Below are 21,089 nucleotides of genomic sequence, written 5' to 3'. Positions count from 1 at the left end.
CCGCTGACGACGAAGCGGTGGTTTCAGGGGGCCTGCACCGGCGGCGGCGCCTCGGGCGCGAACGCCCATTTCTCGGGATTGCCCGGCGAGTACACGACCGGCAACAGCTGGCCCATCGTCGGCCAAGCGTTCGCGTCGACGGCCATCCGCGTGTACACCGTGTACTCGTTGACGTTGGGACCGTTGATCACTCCGGTGATCGTGACGAACTGTTCGCCGTCCGCGTCAGGTCGCGGGCTCACCCCGGTGACGAGCATGGTGCCGGGCACCCAGTCTTTGCCCGCGCCCCGCCTTCGCATGATCCACGGCCCCGCAAGAAGCACCAGCGCACCAACGAGCAGAAGAATGATCGCGAATTCGGCCACCCCAACATGGTAGGACCACACCTATGAGCACCCTGGCAAATGACCTAATCCTGGCGCGTGAGCTAGCCGACGCGACGGACTCGCTGACGATGAGGCGTTTCGGTGCGGTCGACCTGCGTGTGCAAACCAAGCCCGACATGACGCCGGCGACTGACGCCGACCTCGACACCGAGACGATGCTGCGTGGCAGGCTCGCCGAGCAGCGGCCTCAGGATTCGGTGTTTGGCGAGGAGTTCGGCGGCACTCGAGAACTGAGCGGCCGACAATGGGTGATCGACCCGATCGACGGCACCAAGAACTTCGTCCGCGGGGTGCCGGTGTGGGCGACGCTCATCGCATTGTTGATCGATGGTGTGCCCGTCGTTGGCGTGGTGAGTGCACCCGCGCTGGGCCGTCGGTGGTGGGCCGGCCAAGGTGAGGGCGCGTTCAGCTCGTTTGGCGGCGCGACGCGGCGGATCTCAGTGTCCGGTGTCGACGATCTGGGCTCGGCGAGCCTGTCGTTTTCAGACCTGCAAACCGGTTGGGAAGCGGGCCGGTCCCGGTTCGTCGAGCTCGCCGACGCCGTCTGGCGGATGCGTGGCTACGGAGATTTCTGGTCGTACTGCCTGGTCGCCGAGGGTGCGGTCGACATCGCCGTGGAGCCCGAGGCCAAACTGTGGGATCTGGCGCCGCTGGACGTCCTGGTGCGGGAGGCCGGCGGCCGGTTCACGAATCTGGCGGCTGAGCCCGGGCCGCACGGCGGCAGCGCGCTGGCGACCAACGGGTTGCTGCACAACGCGGTTCTGGCCCGACTCACCGTGTGAGGTGCATTACAGATCCATAGACCTTACTCAGAAGTCAGTTCCCGTACCTTACTCTGGAGTCAGTTGCGCAATCGCGCTTCCCGAACCACCAGACGAGGGCAGCTGCCATGACGAACACTCTGCCGTCCCAGCGGAGCGAGCACGAGAGCGCCGTTGGGCAACAGAAACACAAGCGCTCGGCGATCGATATCGGGATGGCGCTGCTCACCCCGATCATGGGCCAAGAGTTCCTGGACAAATACCACCTGCGTGACCCGCTCAACCGTGGCATCAAGTACGGCGTGAAGCACGGTTTCTCCGCTGCAGGCGCCTCCACGCGGCAGTTCAAGCGCATCAAGGGCCTCGGCAAGCCGGCGACCCGACTCAAGGCCATCGACTCGGCGAAGGGTTCTGACTACTTCGACCTGACTCCGGACGACGATCAGAGAATGATCGTCGAGACGGTCAAGGAGTTCGCCGAGGAAATCCTGCGGCCGGCAGCGCGCGACGCCGACGACACCGCCAACTACCCGCCTAGCCTGATCGCCAAGGCTGCCGAGCTCGGCATCACTGCGATCAGCATTCCCGAGGACTTCGACGGCATCGCCGAGCACCACAGCACGGTGACCAATGCGCTCGTCGCCGAGGCGCTGGCATACGGGGACATGGGGCTGGCCCTACCGATCCTGGCACCCGGCGGCGTCGCGTCTGCGCTCACCCATTGGGGCAGCGCCGATCAGCAGGCCACCTACCTCAAGGAGTTCGCCGGCGAGAACATCCCGCAGGCGTGCGTGGCGATCTCCGAGCCCCAGCCGCTGTTCGATCCGACCGCACTGAAGACCACCGCGGTCCGTACTCCCAGCGGCTACCGACTCGACGGGGTCAAGTCGCTGGTCCCAGCCGCCGCCGCGGCCGAGCTGTTCATCGTCGCGGCCCAGCTCAACGGCAAGCCGGCGCTGTTCATCGTCGAGGGCTCCGCCAAGGGATTGACCGTCAAAGCCGATCCGAGCATGGGCATCCGCGCCGCAGCACTGGGCCGGGTCGAGCTCGACAAGGTCAGCGTGCCGCTCACCGCACGCCTGGGCGAGGAAGATGGCGCAGCGGCCGATACCGCGCGGATCTACTCTCAGGCGATCGCGCTGTCTCGGCTCGGCTGGACGGCGCTGGCCGTCGGTACCTCGCACGCGGTACTGGACTACGTCATCCCCTACGTCAAGGAACGCGAAGCCTTCGGCGAACCGGTCGCCCGCAGACAATCGGTGGCCTTCATGTGCGCCAACATCGCGATAGAGCTGGACGGGCTGCGTCTGATCACCTGGCGCGGAGCGGCGCGAGCCGAGCAGGGGCTGTCATTCGCCCGCGAAGCGGCACTGGCCAAGAAACTCGGTACCGACAAGGGCATGCAGATCGGCCTCGACGGTGTCCAACTGCTCGGCGGCCACGGCTTCACCAAGGAGCACCCGGTTGAGCGCTGGTACCGCGACCTGCGGGCCATCGGCGTCGCCGAAGGTGTTGTGGTCCTGTAACTCTCACCCGCTGTCCAAGAGACGGAGAAAACTGACATGGCGATCAATCTGGAAATGCCGAAGAAACTGCAGGCGGTCATCACGAAGGGGCACCAGGGCGCGGCCGAGATCCTCCGCCCGATTTCTCGCAAGTACGACCTCAGGGAACACGCCTACCCCGTCGAGTTGGACACCGTGGCCACCCTGTTCGAGGGCATCTCCGAGGCCAAGACCATCTCCTTCGCCGGCGCTGAGGCATTCCGGGACGGGGAAGACGGTCCGAAAGGAAACATCAACGGGGGCAACATGTCCGCCGTGCTCAACATCATGGAGGTCAGCTGGGGCGACGTAGCGCTCGTGCTGTCGATCCCCTTCCAGGGTTTGGGCAACGCGGCGATCTCCGGGGTCGCAACAGACGAACAACTCGAGCAGCTCGGCAAGGTGTGGGCCGCGATGGCCATCACCGAGCCGGGATTCGGCTCAGACTCTGCCGCGGTGTCGACCACCGCGAAGCTCGACGGCGACGAGTACGTGATCGACGGCGAGAAGATCTTCGTCACCGCCGGGTCCCGTGCGAGCCACATCGTGGTCTGGGCAACCCTGGACAAGTCGAAAGGGCGAGCGGCGATCAAGTCGTTCATCGTGCCTCGGGACCACCCGGGCGTCACGGTGGAGCGCCTTGAGCACAAGCTCGGCATCAAGGCCTCAGACACCGCCGTGATCCGGTTCGACAACGCCCGCATCCCGAAGGGAAACCTGCTGGGCAGTCCGGATATCAACACCGAAAAGGGTTTTGCCGGAGTCATGGAGACCTTCGACAACACCCGTCCGATCGTCGCGGCTATGGCCGTCGGTATCGCGCGCGCTGCTCTCGAAGAGCTTCGCAAGATCCTGACTGATGCGGGCATCGAGATCTCCTACGACAAGCCGGCGCACGCCCAGAGCGCCGCCGCCGCCGAGTTCCTGCGCATGGAGGCCGACTGGGAGTCCGGCTACCTGTTGACGCTGCGGTCGGCGTGGCAGGCGGACAACAAGATCCCCAACTCCAAAGAAGCATCGATGGGTAAGGCCAAGTCTGCGCGCGTCGCGAGCGACATCACGCTGAAAACCGTCGAAATGGCCGGAACAGCCGGCTATTCCGAGGAATTCCTGCTGGAGAAGTGGGCACGCGACTCGAAGATCCTGGATATCTTCGAGGGCACGCAACAGATTCAACAACTGGTGGTGGCCCGCCGCCTACTCGGTCTCTCGTCCGCCGAACTGAAGTAGCCAGGGCGCCGACGACGCGCCGTGTACGCACTGACCGGGACCACCGGTCCCCTCAAGCCGCACTGATGGATTTCAGCACTTGCGACGTAAGCGCGCCATATCTGGATGCCTTTCTCCATACTGGTTGGAAGACCCACTGCGATATTCCTGAGGAGACCCCCACATGGGCAGGACTGCGGCTTCGCGGACCGCGGAAAACTCCGGGCCTCCCACCGGTCCGAGCCCGCATCGTCGGGGCGCAAGGGAGGCTCGGGCGCTATCGAAGGCGCATGTTTGGGGTCACGCGGGTCGGGTCGGTGCGTGGGCTGTCGCCCTGGGTGTGGGTGCGGCGATAGCGTCGATGCCGTCGGTGGCGTTTGCCGATTCCACGGGTTCGAGTGCGACGGGTTCGAGTGCGACGGGTTCGAGTGCCACGGGTTCGAGTGCGACGGGTTCGGATTCTGCGGATTCAGGTTCAGAGTCGGGCCGCTCTTCGCCAGAGTCGAGCGCCACGTTGGCAGATTCCGGTAGCAATGCGCCTTCCGATGACGAAGCTTCGACGGGAGGCGCAAGTACCGGGATTTCGAATGTCGGCGAGAACGTCGAGGCTGACGAGGACGTCGAGGCCGACGAGGCCGACGAGGCCCTTGACGCCGACGCCGACGATCTCCCTGACGAAGACTTCGCACCTGACTTCGATGCCTCAGTTGACCATGTCGACGTCGATGCAGCCGTTGGCCAGGACGTCGATGCCGCCGTTGGCCAGGATCAAAGCCAGGACGTTGGCGAGGACCAAAGCGAGGTCGCCCACGACGGTGAGACTGCCGTCGGGGCCTCGGCTGCCGAAGAAGATTCGGTTGCCGATCCGGGCTTGAACCCCGGCGGGGGCACCGTTCCGGATTCAGATGCCGAAGAGGACTCGGCGAGTTCCTCTGGTGGAGAGGATATTTCGGGGGCAGAGCTCCTGGCATGGACGTCAGCGGCGGTTGCCCGCAGCGACGGCGGTGACCCGGACAGCGAGGCCGACCTGGCAACCGACGAAGCCATTGGCGCCCCGTCACTCGATCCCGCCGTGGCCGAAGCGGGTTCGGCGTTGGGTGGAGGCTCGATTCTCCGGATCTTCTTCGGCAACGGCACCGCCGAGAATCCCCATGGCGGGATCCTGATAGGCGACGGCTTCAGCTATGACGCAGAGACCTGCCCTGGTATCGCCGCCTGCGCCGGCGGTAACGGCGGCCTGTGGGGTAATGGCGGCAGTGGCTACAACGGCGGCAACGGCGGGGCGGCTGGATGGTTCGGCGTCGGCGGCAGCGGCGGCGCCGGAATCCCCGGCGGGGATGGTGGAGCCGGCGGCAGCGGCGGATTGTTCATGGGTAACGGCGGCAATGGTGGCGTCGGTGGAGCCGCGGTCATCTCCGGTGGCAGCGCCGGCAGCGGCGGGGCCGGCGGCCACGCCGGTTTGCTCTCGGTGCTGGGTGCGGGCGGCCACGGCGGTGGTAGCGGTGGTGCCGGCGGAAACGGTGGGGCCGGCGGTAACGGCAGCTATGTGTTTGGCTCCGGCGGTAACGGCGGCGCCGCTGAAACGGGCGGGGTCGCGGGCGAGGCCGGCAAGGCTCGGGTCCTGTTCGTGCTCCCCAACAACGGCGCCGACGGCGCCGTGCTGGACAACTTGCTGGTTTACTTCCTCGGCGAAACCGGTCAGACACCGAATACGCCTGCGGGCTACGGCCTAATCGGTGAGTACACCGCCAGCGAGCGTGGCACTCTCACGGCAACTGGCCGGATTGTGGGCGAGTCGGTGGCGCTCAAGAACAACAGCCCCGATGAGGACGGCTACAGCCTCTGGCCGCTCATTGAGGACCTCTTCAAATCCTCGGAACCGGTGGCCCCGGGCGACAAGATGGAGCTGGCACGAAACATTCTTTCCCGAGTGCAGGTCTACCCAGGGCTTGGCCCGACGGACGAATTCCCCAGCCCCGCGGAGGGCACTCCGACGGACAAGGGCGGTTACGTAATGTGGACACAGGATTTCGAATTTGCCCCGGGTAGAACGTCGACCGACGGGGCCTATGCAGGTGTGTTGGCCGTCATGTGGGCGGGCAAGCAGATCCTCGAAGACTCCGTGAAGATTTACCCGGTACCGTCGAGCAGCATCTTCAAGACCCTTGGCAGCCCTACCGACGGAGCGTACAACTCCAGTCACATCATCAACGGCGACGGAACGACGCACTACCTGACGTCGCTGGGGTTGACAGCCCTTCCACCGAATCCGGCTGCGGGTTCCAACGGCGAATGGAACTTCCTGTCGCTCGCCTACGCCAATAACCTGATCGATGGATTCTTCGGCCAGCAGTACAATTCGAACTACACGGGTGAAGTGACCCCGGACACGTTGCCGTTTTATTCAGCCGATCTGCCCTACGCCTTGATGTCTGCGTATGCGGATCCTTCACAAGTAGCTACCGGCGGCCCATGGAATTCGGCCTACTTCGGCGATATCCCCTTTCATGCAGGTGTCTACTGGCCGTATGACGTCGATCCGACGTGGGGCCAGCCGGCCTCAACCAACCAGAAGCTGAAGCCGACGCCTGTTCCGTTGCCGACATCGTCCTGACCTCTCAGGTCAGTACACACCGGCCACGTTTCTGGCGGCCCAGGCTTTGAAGCCACAAGGCCTGGACCTCGACCAAGGTGCCGGCAACCAACGCTTTGCAAAAGCGCTCACAATTTGGCCGATGTCACCGTGGTCGCCGATGCCGACCCACGGCGGATCGAAACTCGGATCAGAACCCGTCCTGCACAATCACGCGGGTGCGCCCGGTGATACCGCCGCCGATGATGCTCCCTAGTGCGCCGGCGACTTCCCGCACCGGCACATCCTGGGTGATCCGATCCAGATGGCTTGGCCGCCATCCCGAGTCGATCTGCGCCCACAGCTCACGGCGCTTCCCGACAGGCAACAGCACCGAGTCGATGCCGACAAGTGTCACACCGCGCAAAATGAACGGCAAGACGGTGGCCGGCAGGTCTGGTGAACCCGCAAGTCCCGAAATGGCTGCCACTCCAGCGTATTTCATTGTGCTCAGCGCGTAGGCCAGAGTCTTTCCGCCGACGCAGTCGATGACGGCGGCCCACTGCGCCTTGCCCAGCGGGCGCACTTTGTCCTCGGGGCCAGGGATCCGGCCGATGACCTCGGCAGCCCCGAGGTCGCGCAGCAACTGGTGCGCATCGGCCTTCCCGGTCGATGCCACTACTTCGTATCCCAGTCCGGCCATCAGATCGACGCTGACGCTTCCCACGCCGCCGGTGGCACCGGTGACCAACACCGGACCGTCGGACGGGGTGACGCCGTGCGCGCGCAGTGCATTCACGCTCATAGCCGCAGTGAAGCCCGCGGTTCCGATCGCCGCCGCCTCGGCTGCGCCCAGGGTGGACAGCCTGACCAGGAACTCGGCGGGATATCGTGCCACCTGCGCGTAGCCACCGTGCCGGCCGGTCCCGATGTCTTGGCCGTGCGCGATCACGGTATCGCCGACCGCGAACTCCGGGGAGCTACTCGCGGTGACCGTGCCCGAGACGTCGATCCCCGGAATCAACGGATAGGACCGAGCCACTCCACCTTTGGCGGTGACAGCCAACGCGTCCTTGTAGTTCACACTGGAATATTCGACACGAATCTCCACGTCGCCCTCGGGCAGAAAAGATTCGTCGACCACCTCGTGGCGCAGTCCGATTCCGCCCTCGGCGTCCTCGTGAGCCACCATCGCGTTGATTGCCGTCATGACAGTCACAGTAGCCGCCAACGACGAAGCCCCCGACCGCCGAGCGGCCGGGGGCTTCTATCGTCAATTCTTTACCCGATGAGGTTCGCCTGCAGGTCAGGCTTCATGGCCTGCAGTTCCCGACCCCAGTACGCCCAGTTGTGCGTGCCGTTGTCCGGGAAGTTGAACACACCGTTGGCCCCGCCTGCAGCGAGGTAGTTGTCACGGAAGGTGATGTTGGTCTTGATCGTCAGACCCTCCAGGAACGTCGCCGGCAGGTCACCGCCGCCGAGCTCGTTGGGTTGACCGTTGCCGCAGTAGATCCAGATCCGGGTTCCGTTGGCCACGATCTTCGGGATCTGCACCATCGGGTCGTTGCGCTGCCAGGCCGGGTCGCTCGACGGGCCCCACATGTCCTCGGACTTGAAGCCACCGGCGTCACCCATCGATATGCCGATCAGGAAAGGCCACCATCCCTCGGAGGGGTTCAGGAAGCCCGACATCGAGCCGGCGTAGACGAACTGCTCGGGGTGATACACCGACAAGATCAGCGAAGCCGAGCCGGCCATCGACAGACCGATCGCGGCGCTGCCGGTGGGCTTGACCGAACGCTCCGAAGCCAGATAGCTGGGCAGCTCCGAGGTCAGGAACGTCTCCCACTTGTAGGTAACGGTGGGCCCACTGTTGCGGGCCGGCTGGTACCAGTCGGCGTAGAAGCTGGACTGGCCACCGACGGGCATCACGATCGACAGACCCGAGTCGAGGTACCACTCGAAGGCCTGGGTGTTGATGTCCCAGCCGTTGAAGTCTTCCTGCGCGCGCAGACCGTCGAGCAGGTAGACAGCGGGCGAGTTCTCACCACCGCTCTGGAACTGAATCTTGATGTCGCGTCCCATCGAGGGCGAAGGCACCATCAAATACTCGACCGGCAGTCCCGGTCGGGAGAACGCTCCGGCGGTCGCCGACCCTCCGGTCAGTCCGACCAACGCGGGCAGTAGTGCGGCCGCCATGGTGGCGACGCTGATCCGGCGCACCCATTGCCCGCGAATCCTGTTAAGAAGTCTCATACCGTCAATCCATCCATCTTCCGGTTACCGCCTGATGCGATTTGTGCTGCAAAAATCTCGGCCAAGTCGTCCGTCCTAAGACTCCGCAGCGATGTCTTCGCTGTGTTGTCACACCACCGCGCAGCGGCCGATCGGCGGCGCGTTGGATCGAGATATCTTCATTTGTGGCGGTTGCAGTAAAGCATGTGACCAGCACCTGAGAAAGTCCGGCCACACCGACCGACACACTACCGGTATCAAATCGTAGACCTAGTTCGGGGCGAATCGACCGCCAGAAGGTTGCGAAATCACTGGAAGTCCCCCCGATCAGGGGGGCAGATGCCGGTATGCCCCGGGCGTCATGGTGACTGCCAACACACCGAATACGGCCGGTCGGGACGGAGTTGTTCCTGAGGAAACGTCCTCAGGAACCGGTGACGACCAGTTCCTCTGTCGGCAGGTCCGCGTTGGTGCTGGTCTTCTTACTTGCGCCGGCGTTGGTCCTGGTGACCGGAGCAGTTCCCAGTGATTCCAACAACGGCACGACGGCGACCAACAACAGGGCCCCAACAGCCATGACCGGCCACAACGCACCGGCCACGACAGCGACCAGTACCCGCGTCATCGGGGTCACTGGAGTGCGCACATCGGAGAACCGGAGGCTGCCGCCGATCGCCGCCACCGCAGTAATGAGCGCACCGCACAAATACATCGTCAGCATTTGGGTCACACCTTCCTGTTCGTGGCCTATTCCTGGCTAGTTCGTTCCAGTGTGCGCAAGGACGCTAAGGAGCCCCTGTGGGCCCGGTAACGGAACCAGCACAAACTCCTACCGAAACCAGCACGGGGCCCGCGCTCCCGCCACCGACGGGTTGAGCGGGGGCCGCGACAGCGTGCCGTCCGCGATGCCGAACGGGCGTCCGGGAGGTCCGAAGGGATTCGCGTTGACCGGCGACATAGGTAAAAGTAATGTCAGTTTTACTTTTTGTTGTCGGAGAGAGCGCAGCCTATGGAATCGTTCGTCCACCTTCGCAAGGGCACCACGCCCCGGCGATTACACGCTGATCTGGAGGGCCTCAAGGACGACGAACTGGGCCGTGGCGGCTTCACCGGCCGCACGGCCAACCTGTATCGCCGCCACGACCCCACGGCATACCGGTCGGTGGGGCCGCTACGGCCCGTCGATGTGTTATCCAGCGAACTGAAGCCCCGGGACGCCATGGACGCGTACGGCAGTCCCCTGCTGATGTTCTCCAACGCCGACTGCGAGGTGCTGCTGTCACGCCGCGGCGCGCCGATGCCGTTCTTCGTGCGTCACATCGACGGCGATCTGCTGTGCTTCGTACACGAGGGTTCGGGGTTGATCGAGACCGAATTCGGACCGTTGCGGTACCGCAAGGGTGACTGGGTGTATCTGCCGAAGGCGTGCACCTGGCGACAGGTCCCCGACGACCAGTGCACGTGGCTGGTGATCCAGGCAACCGACGAGTTCCGGGTTCCCCCGCCCGGACCACTGGGGCGTCACTTCCCGTTCGACCCTTCCCAGGCGATAATCCCAGACCCGGTGCCGTACGACGACGCTGCCGGACCGCAGATCGACGGCGAGTTCGAGGTCCGACTCATGCATGCCGGCGGACCCACCACCCTCTACTACCAACACCATCCGCTGGACGTCGAGGGTTGGCGTGGCGACAATTTCGCCTTCACCTTCAATATCGCCGATTACAACGTGGTGACATCTGACAGCGTGCATCTGCCCCCGACCGTGCACCTGTTCATGCAGGCCACCGGCGTGTACGTGATGAACTTCCTACCCAAGCCCGCCGAAGGGGTGGCCGGTACCGAGCGCACACCCTGGTATCACCGCAACGTCGACTTCGACGAAATCGCGTTCTTCCACGGTGGTTCGCTGTACGGAATCCCGATGCCGCCCGGCTTGGTCTCACATGTGCCTCAGGGCGTTCACCACGGCGCGCCGGAGAAGGCTCGCGAGAGAGCACGCCGCAAGTTCGACGACTATCAGTCCGTCGACTGGCAGGTGATCGCGATCGACACCCGTTCGCGGCTGATGCCGTCGGCGGAGGTGTTGGCCAACGACCTGGGGCAGCATTGATGAGCGCTTGCGCGAAGAAACGGAAACGCCGATGAGCGCTTGCGCGAAGAAACGGAAACGCCGATGAGCGCTTGCGCGAAGAAACGGAAACGCCGATGAGCGCTTGCGCGAAGACAGCAGCGGCCAAGCACGAATACGATCGAATTCCGTATCTGGTTGCTTACCAAAACAACTCAGCTGTCCGTGATGTCTACGGCGGCGTCGCCGAGTTGGTGGTGCTGGAAAGCTATCTACTCAAGCCGTCAGCGCCTGCGCACACCGGACCCACCGCGGCGGCGGCATCGGACACCGTCCTGGTGTTCATGCATCCGATCGGCGGGGGTGCCTACCTGCCCATGATCAACGCCCTGGCCCGAGCCGGTCACCATGTCATCTACTGCAACAGCCGATTCCGCGGAACCGACTCCGCCCTGCTCATGGAGAAGGTCGTCGAAGACCTGGGCGAGTGCATCAAGGATGCCAAGAACCGGCTCGGCTATGCCAAGGTCGTGCTTGCGGGCTGGAGCGGCGGGGGCTCACTATCGATGTTCTATCAGCAGCAGGCGCAGCGCCCCACGGTGCGGGCGAGCCCATCTGGCGACGGTCCCGACCTGACCAAGCTGGGACTGATCCCTGCCGACGCCATCATGCTGCTCGCCGCCCACGTCAGCAGGCACGGCACGATGACGGAGTGGATGGACGCGTCAATCCTGGACGAGAACGACCCCACCAAGCGGGACCCCGAGCTCGATCTCTACGACCCCGACAACCCCAATCAGCCGCCGTACACGCCGGAGTTCCTGGAGCGCTATCACCAGGCCCAGATTGCTCGGAACCGGCGTATTACGGCCTGGGTCAAGACCAAACTCGCCGATTTGCGGACAACTGGGCGTCCCGGCGCGGACTCCGCAGAGTTCGCGTTCGTCGTACACGGCACCATGGCCGATCCGCGCTGGCTCGACCCGACCGTCGATCCCAACGAACGCACCCCCCGAACCTGCTACCTGGGCGATCCTGAGGTAGTGAACATGGGTCCGGTCGGCCTGGCGCGGTTCTGCACGCTGCGCAGTTGGCTGTCGCAGTGGAGCTATGACGACGCCAACGCCGACGCCGTGAAGTGCGGACCCGACATTTCCGTGCCCGCATTGGTGATCGGAAATCTCGCCGACGACGCATGCACGCCGAGCCACACCCGCCGGATCTACGAGGCGATCGGCAACTCCGACAAGGAGATGCACGAGATCGCGGGGGCGAACCACTACTACGCCGGGCCCGGACAGCGCGACAAACTGAACGAGGCCGTCGGCATCGCCACCGACTGGCTGCGGCGCCACGACTTGGCGGTCACACCGTGACAGACCCGCTGGGCCCGCTCGACGGCATCCGGGTCATCGAGGTCGGAACACTGATATCCGGCCCCTTCGCCGGTCGCCTGCTGGGCGACATGGGCGCGGAGGTGATCAAGATCGAGCCGCCCGGCGCCCCCGATCCACTTCGCACCTGGGGGCAGGCCGAACTCGACGGGCACCACTTCTTCTGGACGGTCCATGCGCGCAACAAGAAGGCCATCACCCTTAACCTGCGTGAGCGCCGAGGGCGCGACCTCTTCCTCGACCTCGTCGAGCGCAGCGACGTCATCGTCGAGAACTTCCGGCCTGGCACCTTGGAGAAGTGGGGTTTGGGCTATGACGTTCTCCGCCAGCGCAATCGCGGAATTATCCTGGTCCGTGTCTCTGGATACGGCCAGACGGGACCGGATGCGCACAAAGCCGGTTACGCCTCGGTCGCCGAAGCCGCCAGCGGACTTCGGCACATGAACGGGTTTCCCGGCGGCCCTCCCCCACGGCTGGCGCTGTCGCTGGGAGACAGCCTCGCCGGCATGTTTGCCGCGCAGGGCGCACTGGCTGCACTGTACCGCCGCTCGGTGACCGGCGAGGGGCAGGTGGTGGATGCGGCATTGACCGAATCATGTTTGGCGGTACAGGAATCCACCATCCCGGACTACGATGTTGGCGGCGTCGTGCGGGGTCCGTCGGGAACCAGGCTGGAGGGCATCGCCCCGTCGAATATCTACCCGACTGCCGACGGCAGCTGGGTGGTGATCGCGGCCAACCAAGACACCGTCTTCCGCAGGTTGTGCGAGGCGATGGGCCAACCCGAACTCGCCACCGATGAACGGTTCGTCGATCATGCTGCCCGGGGCCGTAATCAGGACGGACTCGACACGATCATCGGAGACTGGGCGGCCGAGCGTAGACCTGATGACATCATCGCGACCCTGTCCGAAGCCGGGGTGATCAGCGGTCCGATCAACACCGTCGCCGAAGTCGTAGAGGACCCTCAGCTACAAGCTCGCGGCATGATCGCTGATCACTGGGATGAACGCATCGGACGAAACGTCAAGGGCCCCGGCGTCGTACCGGTGTTATCCGAGACACCCGGAACCATCCGGCGCGCCGGCTCATCGCGGCCCGGTCAGCACAACGATGAGGTGTACCGCGACCTGCTCGGTGTGACCGACACCGAAATCAGGACGCTTCGATCGGAGGGCGTGTTGTGACAGATCTACCCGATCATGTTGATATTCGAGACGTGTCGTTGCGCGACGGCCTGCAGATCGAAGACCCGATTCCGTTGGCGGCCAAGCTCGATCTGATCGCCGCTATCGCCGCCACCGGAGTGCAGGAAATGGAGGCGACAGCCTTCGTCTCGCCGTCGAAAGTGCCTGCCCTGGCCGACGCGGCCGACCTCGCCGCCGAGCTGCACAACTTCCCTGGTATCGAATTCTCCGCACTTGTCGCCAGCCCCAATGGCGCGAAGCGCGCAATCGCCGCAAAACTAGGCTCCATCGAATACGTGGTGTCGGCAGCCGACGGGCATAGCCGGGCCAATGTGGGTCGTAGTTCGGCCGAAGCCACCGAACGGATCCGCGACATCGTCGCGATCGCCCACCACAGCGGCGTCACCGTCGAAGTCATCATCGCCACCGCATGGGACTGTCCATTCGACGGACCCACAGCCCCACAGCGGGTGGTGGATATCGCCCAAGCCGCCACTGAGGCCGGTGCCGACCGGCTCGCGATCGCCGACACCATCGGCACCGCCACTCCGCCGCGGGTCAGCAGCCTGATCGACCTCGTCCGGCCCAGGGTCGGCGATATCCCGCTCGGTGCACACTTCCACAACACCCGCGGAACCGGGTTGGCCAGTGCCTACGCCGCCGTCAGCGCCGGCGTCACCCGGCTGGATGCCTCCGTCGGAGGCCTGGGCGGCTGCCCGTTCGCCCCGGGCGCCAGCGGCAACATCGCCACCGAAGACCTCGTGTACCTCCTGCGCGACAGCGGAGTTCACGTTGACGTGGACCTGCAGGCATCGATCGCTGCCGCCCGCGTCGCACAGAGTGCGGTGGGACACGAACTTCCCAGCGCCCTGCTCCGCGCCGGCGACCGAATGCTGGGTTAGCGGCCAACATGCCCGCCCGCCAGCCACGAACACTGAGCGCCAAAGGCCAATTGACTCGGCAGGCAATCGAACGGTCGGCCCGGAAGCTGTTCGCCGAAAGAGGCTTTCACGGCACGACGCTCAGCGACATCACCGCGGCCGCCGGTAAGTCACCGGCAGCGTTCTACCGCTACTTCACCGACAAGGAAGACCTGCTGCAAGCGCTCGCCCAGTCGTTCCTGCGAGAGGTGGTGACACCGTCGGGACTGAGCTTGAAGCTACCTGAGTCGCCTGATGACGCAGCCTTTTTCACCGGCGTGGTAGCGAGATACTGGACGATGTTCAAGCAGAACTACGGGATCATGATCGCAGTGGCCCAGTTGGCGACCGCCCAGCCACGTTTCGCGGCCGTGCAGGACGAGTTCCGCCGCTTCGGCATGGACATCGTCGCCGCGTCAGTGCGGCGGGCCCAAGACCAAGGCTATGGCGGTGAACTGAATCCCCAGTTCACCGCGGCCGCGATCGCACTGCTCTTCGAGAACTTCACCACCGTGTTCGTCGGGAGCTCTGGGCTCGGACTCGGGCTCGAACTCGACGACGACGACGCCATCGCGACGCTTTCTCGGATTTGGCAGAAGACTCTCTACGGAACCTGAGACCGGGTTTCCACCGATGCTGGTCCGGCGGTTACCGTGCCCGCGGCGATGGCTCGATCAGATGTTCGCGCAGTTGGGGGTGGTCGCCAGCCCGTTGAACCGGTCGGCGATCCACTGCATGCCGCGCTCGCCGTCCACGAAGTACGCCAACCCGTGATTGACAACGAGCTTGTTCAAAAACGGGGGCTGCTCGTTGGTCCAGAACTCGACATCGGCGCCCTGGGCACACCAGTCGATGGCCATCTGGCGGCTCGGGGCATACGGCACCAGCGGGTCATATCGGTTGTGGTCGACAAAGACTGGAGCCTGCGGTCGGAGCCGGCCCAGCCGCTGCTGCTCAAAAATCGATTTCATCGGCTCGCGCGTGAGGAGCTCGAACGGATCGACGGTGAAGTATTCCTCGAGGCGGTGAAACGCGAAGTTCAGAAATGTCTCGATGACGCACTGATCTCTGGTCTTGTCCAGCAGATCCTCACCGTAGATCGTCAGAACGTGGCGAACGGACGGTTCGATCTCCGGATAGGCAGCGATCGCACCATTGATCGCGTAGCCGACAGCGCCGACGAGCGCGCTGCCGTCGGCGAACGGCATCAATTCGACGAGGTCAGCCGGCGGCGCGCCCGCGTAGGCGCCGACGACGTCGAGTTCGGGAGCGTAGGAAGGCGCGAGCTCAGCCGCCGATGCCGAGGCGGCACCACCCTGGGAATACCCCCAGAAGGCCACCGGCCCGTCGACATCAAGCGAGGTGTCGGGGAGCTTCTTTGCCGCACGAGCGGCATCGAGGACAGCCTGACCCTGCGCGATGCGGTTGACGTAGGTGTGCACACCGGGGGTACCGAGGCCGTCGTAGTCCGTGACGACGATCGCGAAACCACGGGCCACCATGGTGGCGATGAACATTTCCTCGTAGCCGAAAGTGATGTCCAGGCCGCTGGAAAAATGTATCCCCTGGTTGAAAAGCCGAGACGGAGCACATTGATCACCCTGCCCGTAGGTGCCTACCGCGAACGAGATCAAAGGCCGCGGTCCTTGCCCCGGCCAGGGGTTGTCAGGTTCGAAGTAGGTGCCGGTGACGGCGGTAGGGTTCCCGCGGGCATCGGTACTGCGGTACATGATCCGCGTCCCCGTGGCCACATATGCGCCCAACTCACCGGAGGGCTCGAGGACCAATCGGGACGGTTCGGAGCGAATCAGGTCCCCGGGCTGCCCAGCGGGCAACGGATCGGGCGGGGTGTAGAACTCCCCGTAGCGATAGCACTGAAACTCATTTCGGTAGATATCGTCGGGTGCGAAGCCGCAGTTCCCGGTGACCGGGCCCGCAGCAGCCGGTGCGGACACCAGGACTCCTGCAAGCAGGGCCAGGCCGGCGACCAGGGCGACCGAACGGCGCAAAAAATCCATTGCCGGATCATGACACTCGACCGGCCGCTTCGGCGAGGAATTGCCGGCCTGCCCGATGACCGCAGAGCCGATGTGGTGGGGTATTTGAGAAAATCGGGACGCAGTGCTCACCCTGAACCGAAGTTGAGGTCAACCGGATGTCTGACGCCGATTCAGCAGCGATCACCGAGCTTGCCGACCGGCTCTTCGCTGCTATCGAGAACGGCGATATCGCAGCCGTGGAACAACTGTTCAACGCTGACGTGGCGGTTTGGAAAATCGGCGACGAGCATCCGACCGGTCGCGACCGGTCGGTACGGATCATCGCCTGGTTCGTCAATGCCACCGTCGACCGTGAATACCAGGTGCTAGATCGCCAGCTGTTCGACGGCGGCTTCGTCCAGCAGCACATTCTGCACGCCAAGGGCCGTACCGGGGCATCGATCGCGATGCGCGTCTGCATGGTGATCAGATTGGGTGCCGACGGTCTGATCAGCCGCATCGACGAGTACTTCGACCCGGCAGAGATCACGCCGCTGCTCGCCGATCGTCAAGCCTGATCGGCGAGGCCACAAAGCAGACGTCTCGGGTACGTCGCATTCATGCCGGGCTACCATCGCGCTGTGCCATCCCCGACGCCATCCCCGATGCGGTCATCGACGAACCCGCTGCGGATATTGGTCTACAGCGATAACCCGAGGACCAGGGAGCAGGTACAGCTCGCACTGGGTAGGCGGGTGCGTCCCGAGCTCCCGGAGCTGAGCTACGTCGAAGTTGCCACCGCCGCGATGGTGATCCGGCACATGGACGCAGGCGGCTTCGATCTGGCGATCCTCGACGGTGAGGCCAGCCCTGTCGGCGGAATGGGCGTCGCCAAACAGCTCAAGGACGAGGTCGACCCCTGTCCGCCCGTGTTGGTGCTGACGGGACGGCCCGATGACGCATGGCTGGCCAGGTGGTCCCGTGCGGAAGCGGCGGTTCCCCACCCGATCGACCCGATCCGGCTGGGCGATGCGGTCGCGGCGCTGTTGCGTACCGCCGCGTAGCCCATTGGATGCCGAAAACTGCTGGTGCACTATCCTTTTCGGGCCGCTGAAGGATCGCTGAACGGCTCTCCCGGCGATACTGACCCTCAAGTTTGGCTCGCATCGAAAACGGGCTAGGCTGTGGGGCAGCTCATAGCGACAGCCCCAAGGAGCGCCTGCTCAGTATGAATTTGTACACACCGATTCTGGTGCTTGGGGCGATCGCAGCTGCGTTTGCCGTCGGGTCGGTCGGAATCGCCCTACTGATCGGGCCCAGGCGCTACAACCACGCCAAACTGGAGGCCTACGAGTGCGGGATCGAGCCGATGGATGCCTCCGATCCCGCCGCGGCCGCCACCGGCCGACGATTCCCGATCAAGTACTACCTGACGGCGATGCTGTTCATAGTGTTCGACATCGAGATCGTCTTTCTCTACCCATGGGCGGTGGCGTTCGACAATCTGGGCGCCTTCGGTGTCATCGCCGTGGGCTTGTTCCTGTTCAATGTGTCGGTGGCGTACGCCTATGAATGGCGGCGGGGAGGTCTGGTGTGGGATTAGAGGAACGACTGCCCGGTGGAATTCTTCTATCGACGTTGGAGCAAGTCGCCGGCTACGTACGTAAGGGGTCTTTGTGGCCGGCCACCTTCGGCCTGGCCTGCTGCGCGATCGAGATGATGGCCACCGCCGGGCCCCGCTTCGATATCTCACGTTTCGGCATGGAGCGGTTCTCGGCGACGCCGCGCCAGGCCGACCTGATGATCGTCGCGGGACGGGTGAGCCAGAAGATGGCCCCGGTGCTGCGCCAGATCTACGACCAGATGGCCGAACCCAAGTGGGTTCTGGCGATGGGCGTCTGCGCGTCGTCCGGCGGGATGTTCAACAACTACGCGGTTGTCCAGGGCGTCGATCACGTGGTGCCGGTCGACATCTATCTTCCAGGCTGTCCCCCGCGACCGGAGATGCTGCTACACGCGATCTTGAAACTGCACGACAAGATTCAGGAGATGCCGCTCGGCGTCAACCGCGAGGAAGCGATCCGGGAAGCCGAGAAGGCCGCGTTGGCGGTCCAGCCGACGATCGAGCTGAAGGGCCTGCTGCGGTGACGGCGAACTCGGGCGACGGGCAGAGCACCAACGCGGCTGCCGAGGATCCGAACCCCGAGGTCATCGGCGTTCGCCAAGGCATGTTCGGCGCCGAGGGCAGCGGCGACACGTCGGGTTATGGCCGTCTTGTCCGTACGGTGGCTTTGCCGGCCGGATCGCCGCGGCCCTACGGCGGCTACTTCGACGAAGTCGTCGACTCACTGGCGGCCGCCTTGGGCGAAGACGCCTCCGCGGCAGCGATCGAACGCGTGGTGGTGCACCGCGATGAGCTGACCTTGGAGGTCAGTCGCGAAGCACTCCCCACTGTGGCACAGGCGCTGCGCGACGAACCGGATCTGCGTTTCGAACTCTGCCTGGGCGTCAGCGGCGTGCACTACCCCGACGAGGCCGGGCGGGAATTGCATGCGGTCTATCCGTTGATGTCGATCACCCACAACCGTCGTATCCGTCTGGAGGTGGCCGCTCCTGATGCCGATCCCCACATCCCGTCGCTGTTCCGGGTGTATCCGACCACCGATTGGCACGAGCGCGAAACCTACGACTTCTTCGGGATCATTTTCGACGGCCACCCATCCCTGACCCGTATCGAGATGCCCGACGACTGGGTCGGCCACCCGCAGCGCAAGGACTACCCGCTCGGCGGGATACCGGTGGAGTATCACGGTGCCGAGATACCCCCGCCCGACGAGCGCAGGGCCTACAACTGATGACCACGTCACACAATGATCCCGGCCCGGCTGATCGTGTCGTCGTCGTCGGCGGCCAGGACTGGGACGAGGTCGTCACCGCAGCGCGGCAGAACGCCGGCGAACACGCAGGCGAACGCATCGTGGTGAACATGGGTCCCCAGCACCCGTCGACGCACGGCGTATTACGCCTGATCCTTGAGATCGAGGGCGAGACCATCGTCGAGGCGCGATGCGGGATCGGCTACCTGCACACCGGCATCGAGAAGAACCTGGAGTTCCGCAACTGGACGCAGGGCGTGACCTTCGTAACCCGAATGGATTACCTGTCACCGTTTTTCAACGAGGCTGCTTACTGTCTCGGAGTCGAGAAGTTGCTCGGCGTCACCGAGGCGATACCCGAGCGAGCGTCGGTGATCCGGGTGATGCTCATGGAGCTCAATCGGATCTCGAGTCATCTGGTCGCACTGGCCACCGGCGGCATGGAACTAGGTGCGATGACGGCGATGTTCCTCGGCTTCCGAGAGCGCGAACTCATTCTGTCAGTGTTCGAATCCATCACCGGACTTCGGATGAACCACGCCTACATTCGACCCGGCGGGGTCGCGGTCGACCTTCCGGACGACGGAATCAGTCAGGTACGGGACCTGCTCGAGTTGCTACCCACGAGATTCTGCGATCTGGAGGATCTACTCAACGAGAACTACATCTGGAAAGCCCGCACCCAAGGTATCGGCTACCTGGACCTGACCGGGTGCATGGCGCTCGGCGTCACCGGCCCGGTGCTGCGCTCGACGGGCCTGCCGCATGACCTGCGCAAGGCGCAACCCTATTGTGGTTACGAGACATATGATTTCGATGTCATCACCGACGACGGCTGCGACGCCTACGGCCGCTATCTGATCCGGGTGAAGGAGATGCGTGAGTCGCTCAAGATCGTTGAGCAATGCGTCGAGCGGCTTGAGCGGCTCGACGGTCAACCCGTCATGATCGAGGACAAGAAGATCGCGTGGCCCGCCGATCTGAAACTCGGCCCCGACGGGCTCGGCAATTCACCCGAACACATCGCCAAAATCATGGGGCACTCGATGGAGGGCCTGATCCATCACTTCAAATTGGTGACCGAAGGTATCCGGGTTCCCGCCGGCCAGGTCTACGCCGCGGTCGAATCCCCCCGCGGCGAACTCGGCGTGCACATGGTCTCCGACGGCGGCACCCGCCCCTACCGGGTGCACTACCGGGATCCTTCGTTCACCAATCTGCAGGCAGTGGCAGCGATGTGCGAGGGAGGAATGGTCGCCGACGCGATTTCTGCGGTGGCATCGATCGACCCGGTGATGGGTGGGGTGGATCGGTGAGCATCTTCATCGAGCTGGGACAGCGACCCGATGAACCCGGTCCCCCGATCCACGGGCGGAGTGCCTATCCCGCCGACGTCGAGTCGCGCCTCGAGGCCGACGCCGCGTTGATCATCTCGCGCTACCCTCAATCACGCTCAGCCCTGCTGCCATTGCTGCACCTCACCCAATCCGAGGACGGCTATCTGACGCCCGCTGGGATCGCCTTTTGTGCAAGGCAATTGGACTTGACGCACGCCGAGGTCGCAGCAGTCGCGACCTTCTACTCGATGTATCGTCGTTCCCCGACCGGTGAGTACCTGGTCGGCGTCTGCACCAACACGTTGTGCGCGATCATGGGCGGTGACGCCATTCTCGACACCCTGCGGGGCCACCTGGGCGTCGACGCAGGCCAAACCACCGCCGACGGCAGCATCACCCTCGAGCACGTCGAGTGCAATGCCGCCTGTGACTACGCGCCGGTGGTGATGGTCAACTGGGAGTTCTTCGACAACCAGACGCCTTCGTCGGCACGAGATCTCGTCGACGCATTGCGCGCCGGCGAACCACCGACGCCCACCCGCAGTGCGTCGCTATGTACTTTCCGGGACGCCGCGAGAGCCCTTGCCGGCCTGCCGAACACCGGTAGCCCAAACGTGG

At 64.4% G+C, this 21,089-nt stretch carries 22 protein-coding genes; 16 read left to right on the top strand and 6 right to left on the bottom strand.

Translation table 11 applies throughout. From position 1 onward, the window contains the following. Nucleotides 1-23 precede the first annotated feature (23 nt). The gene (locus ACPGXI_RS06780; RefSeq protein WP_526651120.1) at nucleotides 24-365 is read right to left on the bottom strand and encodes a hypothetical protein; all 342 of its coding nucleotides are present in this window, start codon (nucleotides 363-365) and stop codon (nucleotides 24-26) included. A gap of 23 nt (nucleotides 366-388) precedes the next feature. Here ACPGXI_RS06780 and ACPGXI_RS06775 point away from each other — a divergent pair, with 23 nt between their 5' ends. The 3 genes from ACPGXI_RS06775 (at nucleotide 389) to ACPGXI_RS06765 (ending at nucleotide 3,921) form a co-directional block, all read left to right on the top strand. Further along, nucleotides 389-1,168, top strand: coding sequence for an inositol monophosphatase family protein (locus ACPGXI_RS06775; protein WP_526651118.1), 780 nt, complete (start codon nucleotides 389-391; stop codon nucleotides 1,166-1,168). A 107-nt stretch (nucleotides 1,169-1,275) separates the two neighbouring features. Beyond that, nucleotides 1,276-2,673: an acyl-CoA dehydrogenase family protein gene (locus tag ACPGXI_RS06770; protein WP_526651116.1), complete on the top strand. Its 1,398-nt coding sequence runs from the start codon at nucleotides 1,276-1,278 to the stop codon at nucleotides 2,671-2,673. Between the two features lie 36 nt (nucleotides 2,674-2,709). Beyond that, entirely contained in the window at nucleotides 2,710-3,921 is a 1,212-nt protein-coding gene (locus ACPGXI_RS06765) for an acyl-CoA dehydrogenase family protein (protein ID WP_526651114.1), read from the top strand. 279 nt (nucleotides 3,922-4,200) lie between these two features. Here the strand turns inward: ACPGXI_RS06765 and ACPGXI_RS06760 are convergent, their stop codons facing one another. Continuing rightward, nucleotides 4,201-4,413 carry a hypothetical protein gene (locus ACPGXI_RS06760; protein ID WP_526651112.1) on the bottom strand — a complete coding sequence of 71 codons (213 nt, stop codon included), beginning with the start codon at nucleotides 4,411-4,413 and terminating at the stop codon, nucleotides 4,201-4,203. Between the two features lies 1 nt (nucleotide 4,414). On the opposite strand from ACPGXI_RS06760, the gene ACPGXI_RS06755 reads away from it, so the two are divergent. Next, nucleotides 4,415-6,514, top strand: a complete 2,100-nt coding sequence (locus ACPGXI_RS06755; protein ID WP_526651110.1) for a hypothetical protein — start codon at nucleotides 4,415-4,417, stop codon at nucleotides 6,512-6,514. 169 nt (nucleotides 6,515-6,683) lie between these two features. On the opposite strand, the gene ACPGXI_RS06750 is transcribed toward ACPGXI_RS06755, so the two are convergent. From ACPGXI_RS06750 to ACPGXI_RS06740, 3 genes are all read right to left on the bottom strand, one after another. Further along, nucleotides 6,684-7,682, bottom strand: coding sequence for an MDR family oxidoreductase (locus ACPGXI_RS06750; RefSeq protein WP_526651109.1), 999 nt, complete (start codon nucleotides 7,680-7,682; stop codon nucleotides 6,684-6,686). 71 nt (nucleotides 7,683-7,753) lie between these two features. Continuing rightward, nucleotides 7,754-8,728: an alpha/beta hydrolase gene (locus ACPGXI_RS06745; protein WP_526651107.1), complete on the bottom strand. Its 975-nt coding sequence runs from the start codon at nucleotides 8,726-8,728 to the stop codon at nucleotides 7,754-7,756. Between the two features lie 403 nt (nucleotides 8,729-9,131). Continuing rightward, nucleotides 9,132-9,428 carry a hypothetical protein gene (locus ACPGXI_RS06740; protein ID WP_526651105.1) on the bottom strand — a complete coding sequence of 99 codons (297 nt, stop codon included), beginning with the start codon at nucleotides 9,426-9,428 and terminating at the stop codon, nucleotides 9,132-9,134. 288 nt (nucleotides 9,429-9,716) lie between these two features. On the opposite strand from ACPGXI_RS06740, the gene ACPGXI_RS06735 reads away from it, so the two are divergent. The 5 genes from ACPGXI_RS06735 to ACPGXI_RS06715 all read left to right on the top strand — a co-directional run bounded on the left by ACPGXI_RS06735 (nucleotide 9,717) and on the right by ACPGXI_RS06715 (nucleotide 14,896). Next, nucleotides 9,717-10,820: a homogentisate 1,2-dioxygenase gene (locus ACPGXI_RS06735; protein WP_526651103.1), complete on the top strand. Its 1,104-nt coding sequence runs from the start codon at nucleotides 9,717-9,719 to the stop codon at nucleotides 10,818-10,820. A 95-nt stretch (nucleotides 10,821-10,915) separates the two neighbouring features. After that, nucleotides 10,916-12,154 (top strand): alpha/beta hydrolase family protein, encoded by a 1,239-nt coding sequence (locus tag ACPGXI_RS06730; protein ID WP_526651101.1) that lies wholly within the window; start codon nucleotides 10,916-10,918, stop codon nucleotides 12,152-12,154. Next, complete coding sequence (locus ACPGXI_RS06725; protein ID WP_526651099.1) at nucleotides 12,151-13,359, top strand: CaiB/BaiF CoA transferase family protein; 1,209 nt, start codon at nucleotides 12,151-12,153, stop codon at nucleotides 13,357-13,359. Before ACPGXI_RS06730 ends, ACPGXI_RS06725 begins: the two co-directional genes overlap by 4 nt. Beyond that, complete coding sequence (locus tag ACPGXI_RS06720; protein WP_526651097.1) at nucleotides 13,356-14,261, top strand: hydroxymethylglutaryl-CoA lyase; 906 nt, start codon at nucleotides 13,356-13,358, stop codon at nucleotides 14,259-14,261. Before ACPGXI_RS06725 ends, ACPGXI_RS06720 begins: the two co-directional genes overlap by 4 nt. An 8-nt stretch (nucleotides 14,262-14,269) precedes the next feature. Continuing rightward, nucleotides 14,270-14,896 carry a TetR/AcrR family transcriptional regulator gene (locus ACPGXI_RS06715; RefSeq protein ID WP_526651095.1) on the top strand — a complete coding sequence of 209 codons (627 nt, stop codon included), beginning with the start codon at nucleotides 14,270-14,272 and terminating at the stop codon, nucleotides 14,894-14,896. A gap of 57 nt (nucleotides 14,897-14,953) precedes the next feature. On the opposite strand, the gene ACPGXI_RS06710 is transcribed toward ACPGXI_RS06715, so the two are convergent. Continuing rightward, nucleotides 14,954-16,297 carry a lipase family protein gene (locus ACPGXI_RS06710; RefSeq protein WP_526651093.1) on the bottom strand — a complete coding sequence of 448 codons (1,344 nt, stop codon included), beginning with the start codon at nucleotides 16,295-16,297 and terminating at the stop codon, nucleotides 14,954-14,956. Between the two features lie 137 nt (nucleotides 16,298-16,434). Here ACPGXI_RS06710 and ACPGXI_RS06705 point away from each other — a divergent pair, with 137 nt between their 5' ends. From ACPGXI_RS06705 to nuoE, 7 genes are all read left to right on the top strand, one after another. Next, nucleotides 16,435-16,836 (top strand): nuclear transport factor 2 family protein, encoded by a 402-nt coding sequence (locus ACPGXI_RS06705; protein WP_526651091.1) that lies wholly within the window; start codon nucleotides 16,435-16,437, stop codon nucleotides 16,834-16,836. 87 nt (nucleotides 16,837-16,923) lie between these two features. Further along, a complete protein-coding gene (locus ACPGXI_RS06700) occupies nucleotides 16,924-17,322 on the top strand; it encodes an Rv3143 family two-component system response regulator (protein ID WP_526651219.1) in 399 nt (132 codons plus the stop codon). A 164-nt stretch (nucleotides 17,323-17,486) separates the two neighbouring features. Beyond that, complete coding sequence (locus tag ACPGXI_RS06695; RefSeq protein WP_526651089.1) at nucleotides 17,487-17,861, top strand: NADH-quinone oxidoreductase subunit A; 375 nt, start codon at nucleotides 17,487-17,489, stop codon at nucleotides 17,859-17,861. Next, nucleotides 17,852-18,406, top strand: a complete 555-nt coding sequence (locus ACPGXI_RS06690; protein ID WP_526651087.1) for an NADH-quinone oxidoreductase subunit B — start codon at nucleotides 17,852-17,854, stop codon at nucleotides 18,404-18,406. The genes ACPGXI_RS06695 and ACPGXI_RS06690 overlap by 10 nt, the downstream gene beginning before the upstream one ends. Next, complete coding sequence (locus tag ACPGXI_RS06685; protein ID WP_526651085.1) at nucleotides 18,403-19,113, top strand: NADH-quinone oxidoreductase subunit C; 711 nt, start codon at nucleotides 18,403-18,405, stop codon at nucleotides 19,111-19,113. The genes ACPGXI_RS06690 and ACPGXI_RS06685 overlap by 4 nt, the downstream gene beginning before the upstream one ends. After that, entirely contained in the window at nucleotides 19,113-20,450 is a 1,338-nt protein-coding gene (locus ACPGXI_RS06680; RefSeq protein ID WP_526651083.1) for an NADH-quinone oxidoreductase subunit D, read from the top strand. The genes ACPGXI_RS06685 and ACPGXI_RS06680 overlap by 1 nt, the downstream gene beginning before the upstream one ends. Further along, nucleotides 20,447-21,089, top strand: a 643-nt coding sequence (nuoE, locus tag ACPGXI_RS06675; protein ID WP_526651081.1) for an NADH-quinone oxidoreductase subunit NuoE, incomplete at its 3' end; no start/stop codon positions are given. The genes ACPGXI_RS06680 and nuoE, both read left to right, overlap by 4 nt.

The organism is Mycobacterium sp. (assembly GCF_049608025.1).
Classification (GTDB): Bacteria; Actinomycetota; Actinomycetes; order Mycobacteriales; family Mycobacteriaceae; genus Mycobacterium.
The sequence above is the reverse complement of the archived record's forward strand: the minus strand, read 5'-3'. Positions and strand labels throughout refer to the sequence as shown.

Coding starts and splice junctions, on each gene's coding strand:
- ACPGXI_RS06775 (WP_526651118.1), top strand. CDS start 389: ATGAGCACCCTGGCAAATGACCTAATCCTGGCGCGTGAGCTAGCCGAC.
- ACPGXI_RS06750 (WP_526651109.1), bottom strand. CDS start 7,682: ATGACGGCAATCAACGCGATGGTGGCTCACGAGGACGCCGAGGGCGGA.
- ACPGXI_RS06770 (WP_526651116.1), top strand. CDS start 1,276: ATGACGAACACTCTGCCGTCCCAGCGGAGCGAGCACGAGAGCGCCGTT.
- ACPGXI_RS06740 (WP_526651105.1), bottom strand. CDS start 9,428: ATGCTGACGATGTATTTGTGCGGTGCGCTCATTACTGCGGTGGCGGCG.
- ACPGXI_RS06695 (WP_526651089.1), top strand. CDS start 17,487: ATGAATTTGTACACACCGATTCTGGTGCTTGGGGCGATCGCAGCTGCG.
- ACPGXI_RS06765 (WP_526651114.1), top strand. CDS start 2,710: ATGGCGATCAATCTGGAAATGCCGAAGAAACTGCAGGCGGTCATCACG.
- ACPGXI_RS06700 (WP_526651219.1), top strand. CDS start 16,924: ATGCGGTCATCGACGAACCCGCTGCGGATATTGGTCTACAGCGATAAC.
- ACPGXI_RS06730 (WP_526651101.1), top strand. CDS start 10,916: ATGAGCGCTTGCGCGAAGACAGCAGCGGCCAAGCACGAATACGATCGA.
- ACPGXI_RS06680 (WP_526651083.1), top strand. CDS start 19,113: ATGACCACGTCACACAATGATCCCGGCCCGGCTGATCGTGTCGTCGTC.
- ACPGXI_RS06715 (WP_526651095.1), top strand. CDS start 14,270: ATGCCCGCCCGCCAGCCACGAACACTGAGCGCCAAAGGCCAATTGACT.
- ACPGXI_RS06710 (WP_526651093.1), bottom strand. CDS start 16,297: ATGGATTTTTTGCGCCGTTCGGTCGCCCTGGTCGCCGGCCTGGCCCTG.
- ACPGXI_RS06735 (WP_526651103.1), top strand. CDS start 9,717: ATGGAATCGTTCGTCCACCTTCGCAAGGGCACCACGCCCCGGCGATTA.
- ACPGXI_RS06745 (WP_526651107.1), bottom strand. CDS start 8,728: ATGAGACTTCTTAACAGGATTCGCGGGCAATGGGTGCGCCGGATCAGC.
- ACPGXI_RS06705 (WP_526651091.1), top strand. CDS start 16,435: ATGTCTGACGCCGATTCAGCAGCGATCACCGAGCTTGCCGACCGGCTC.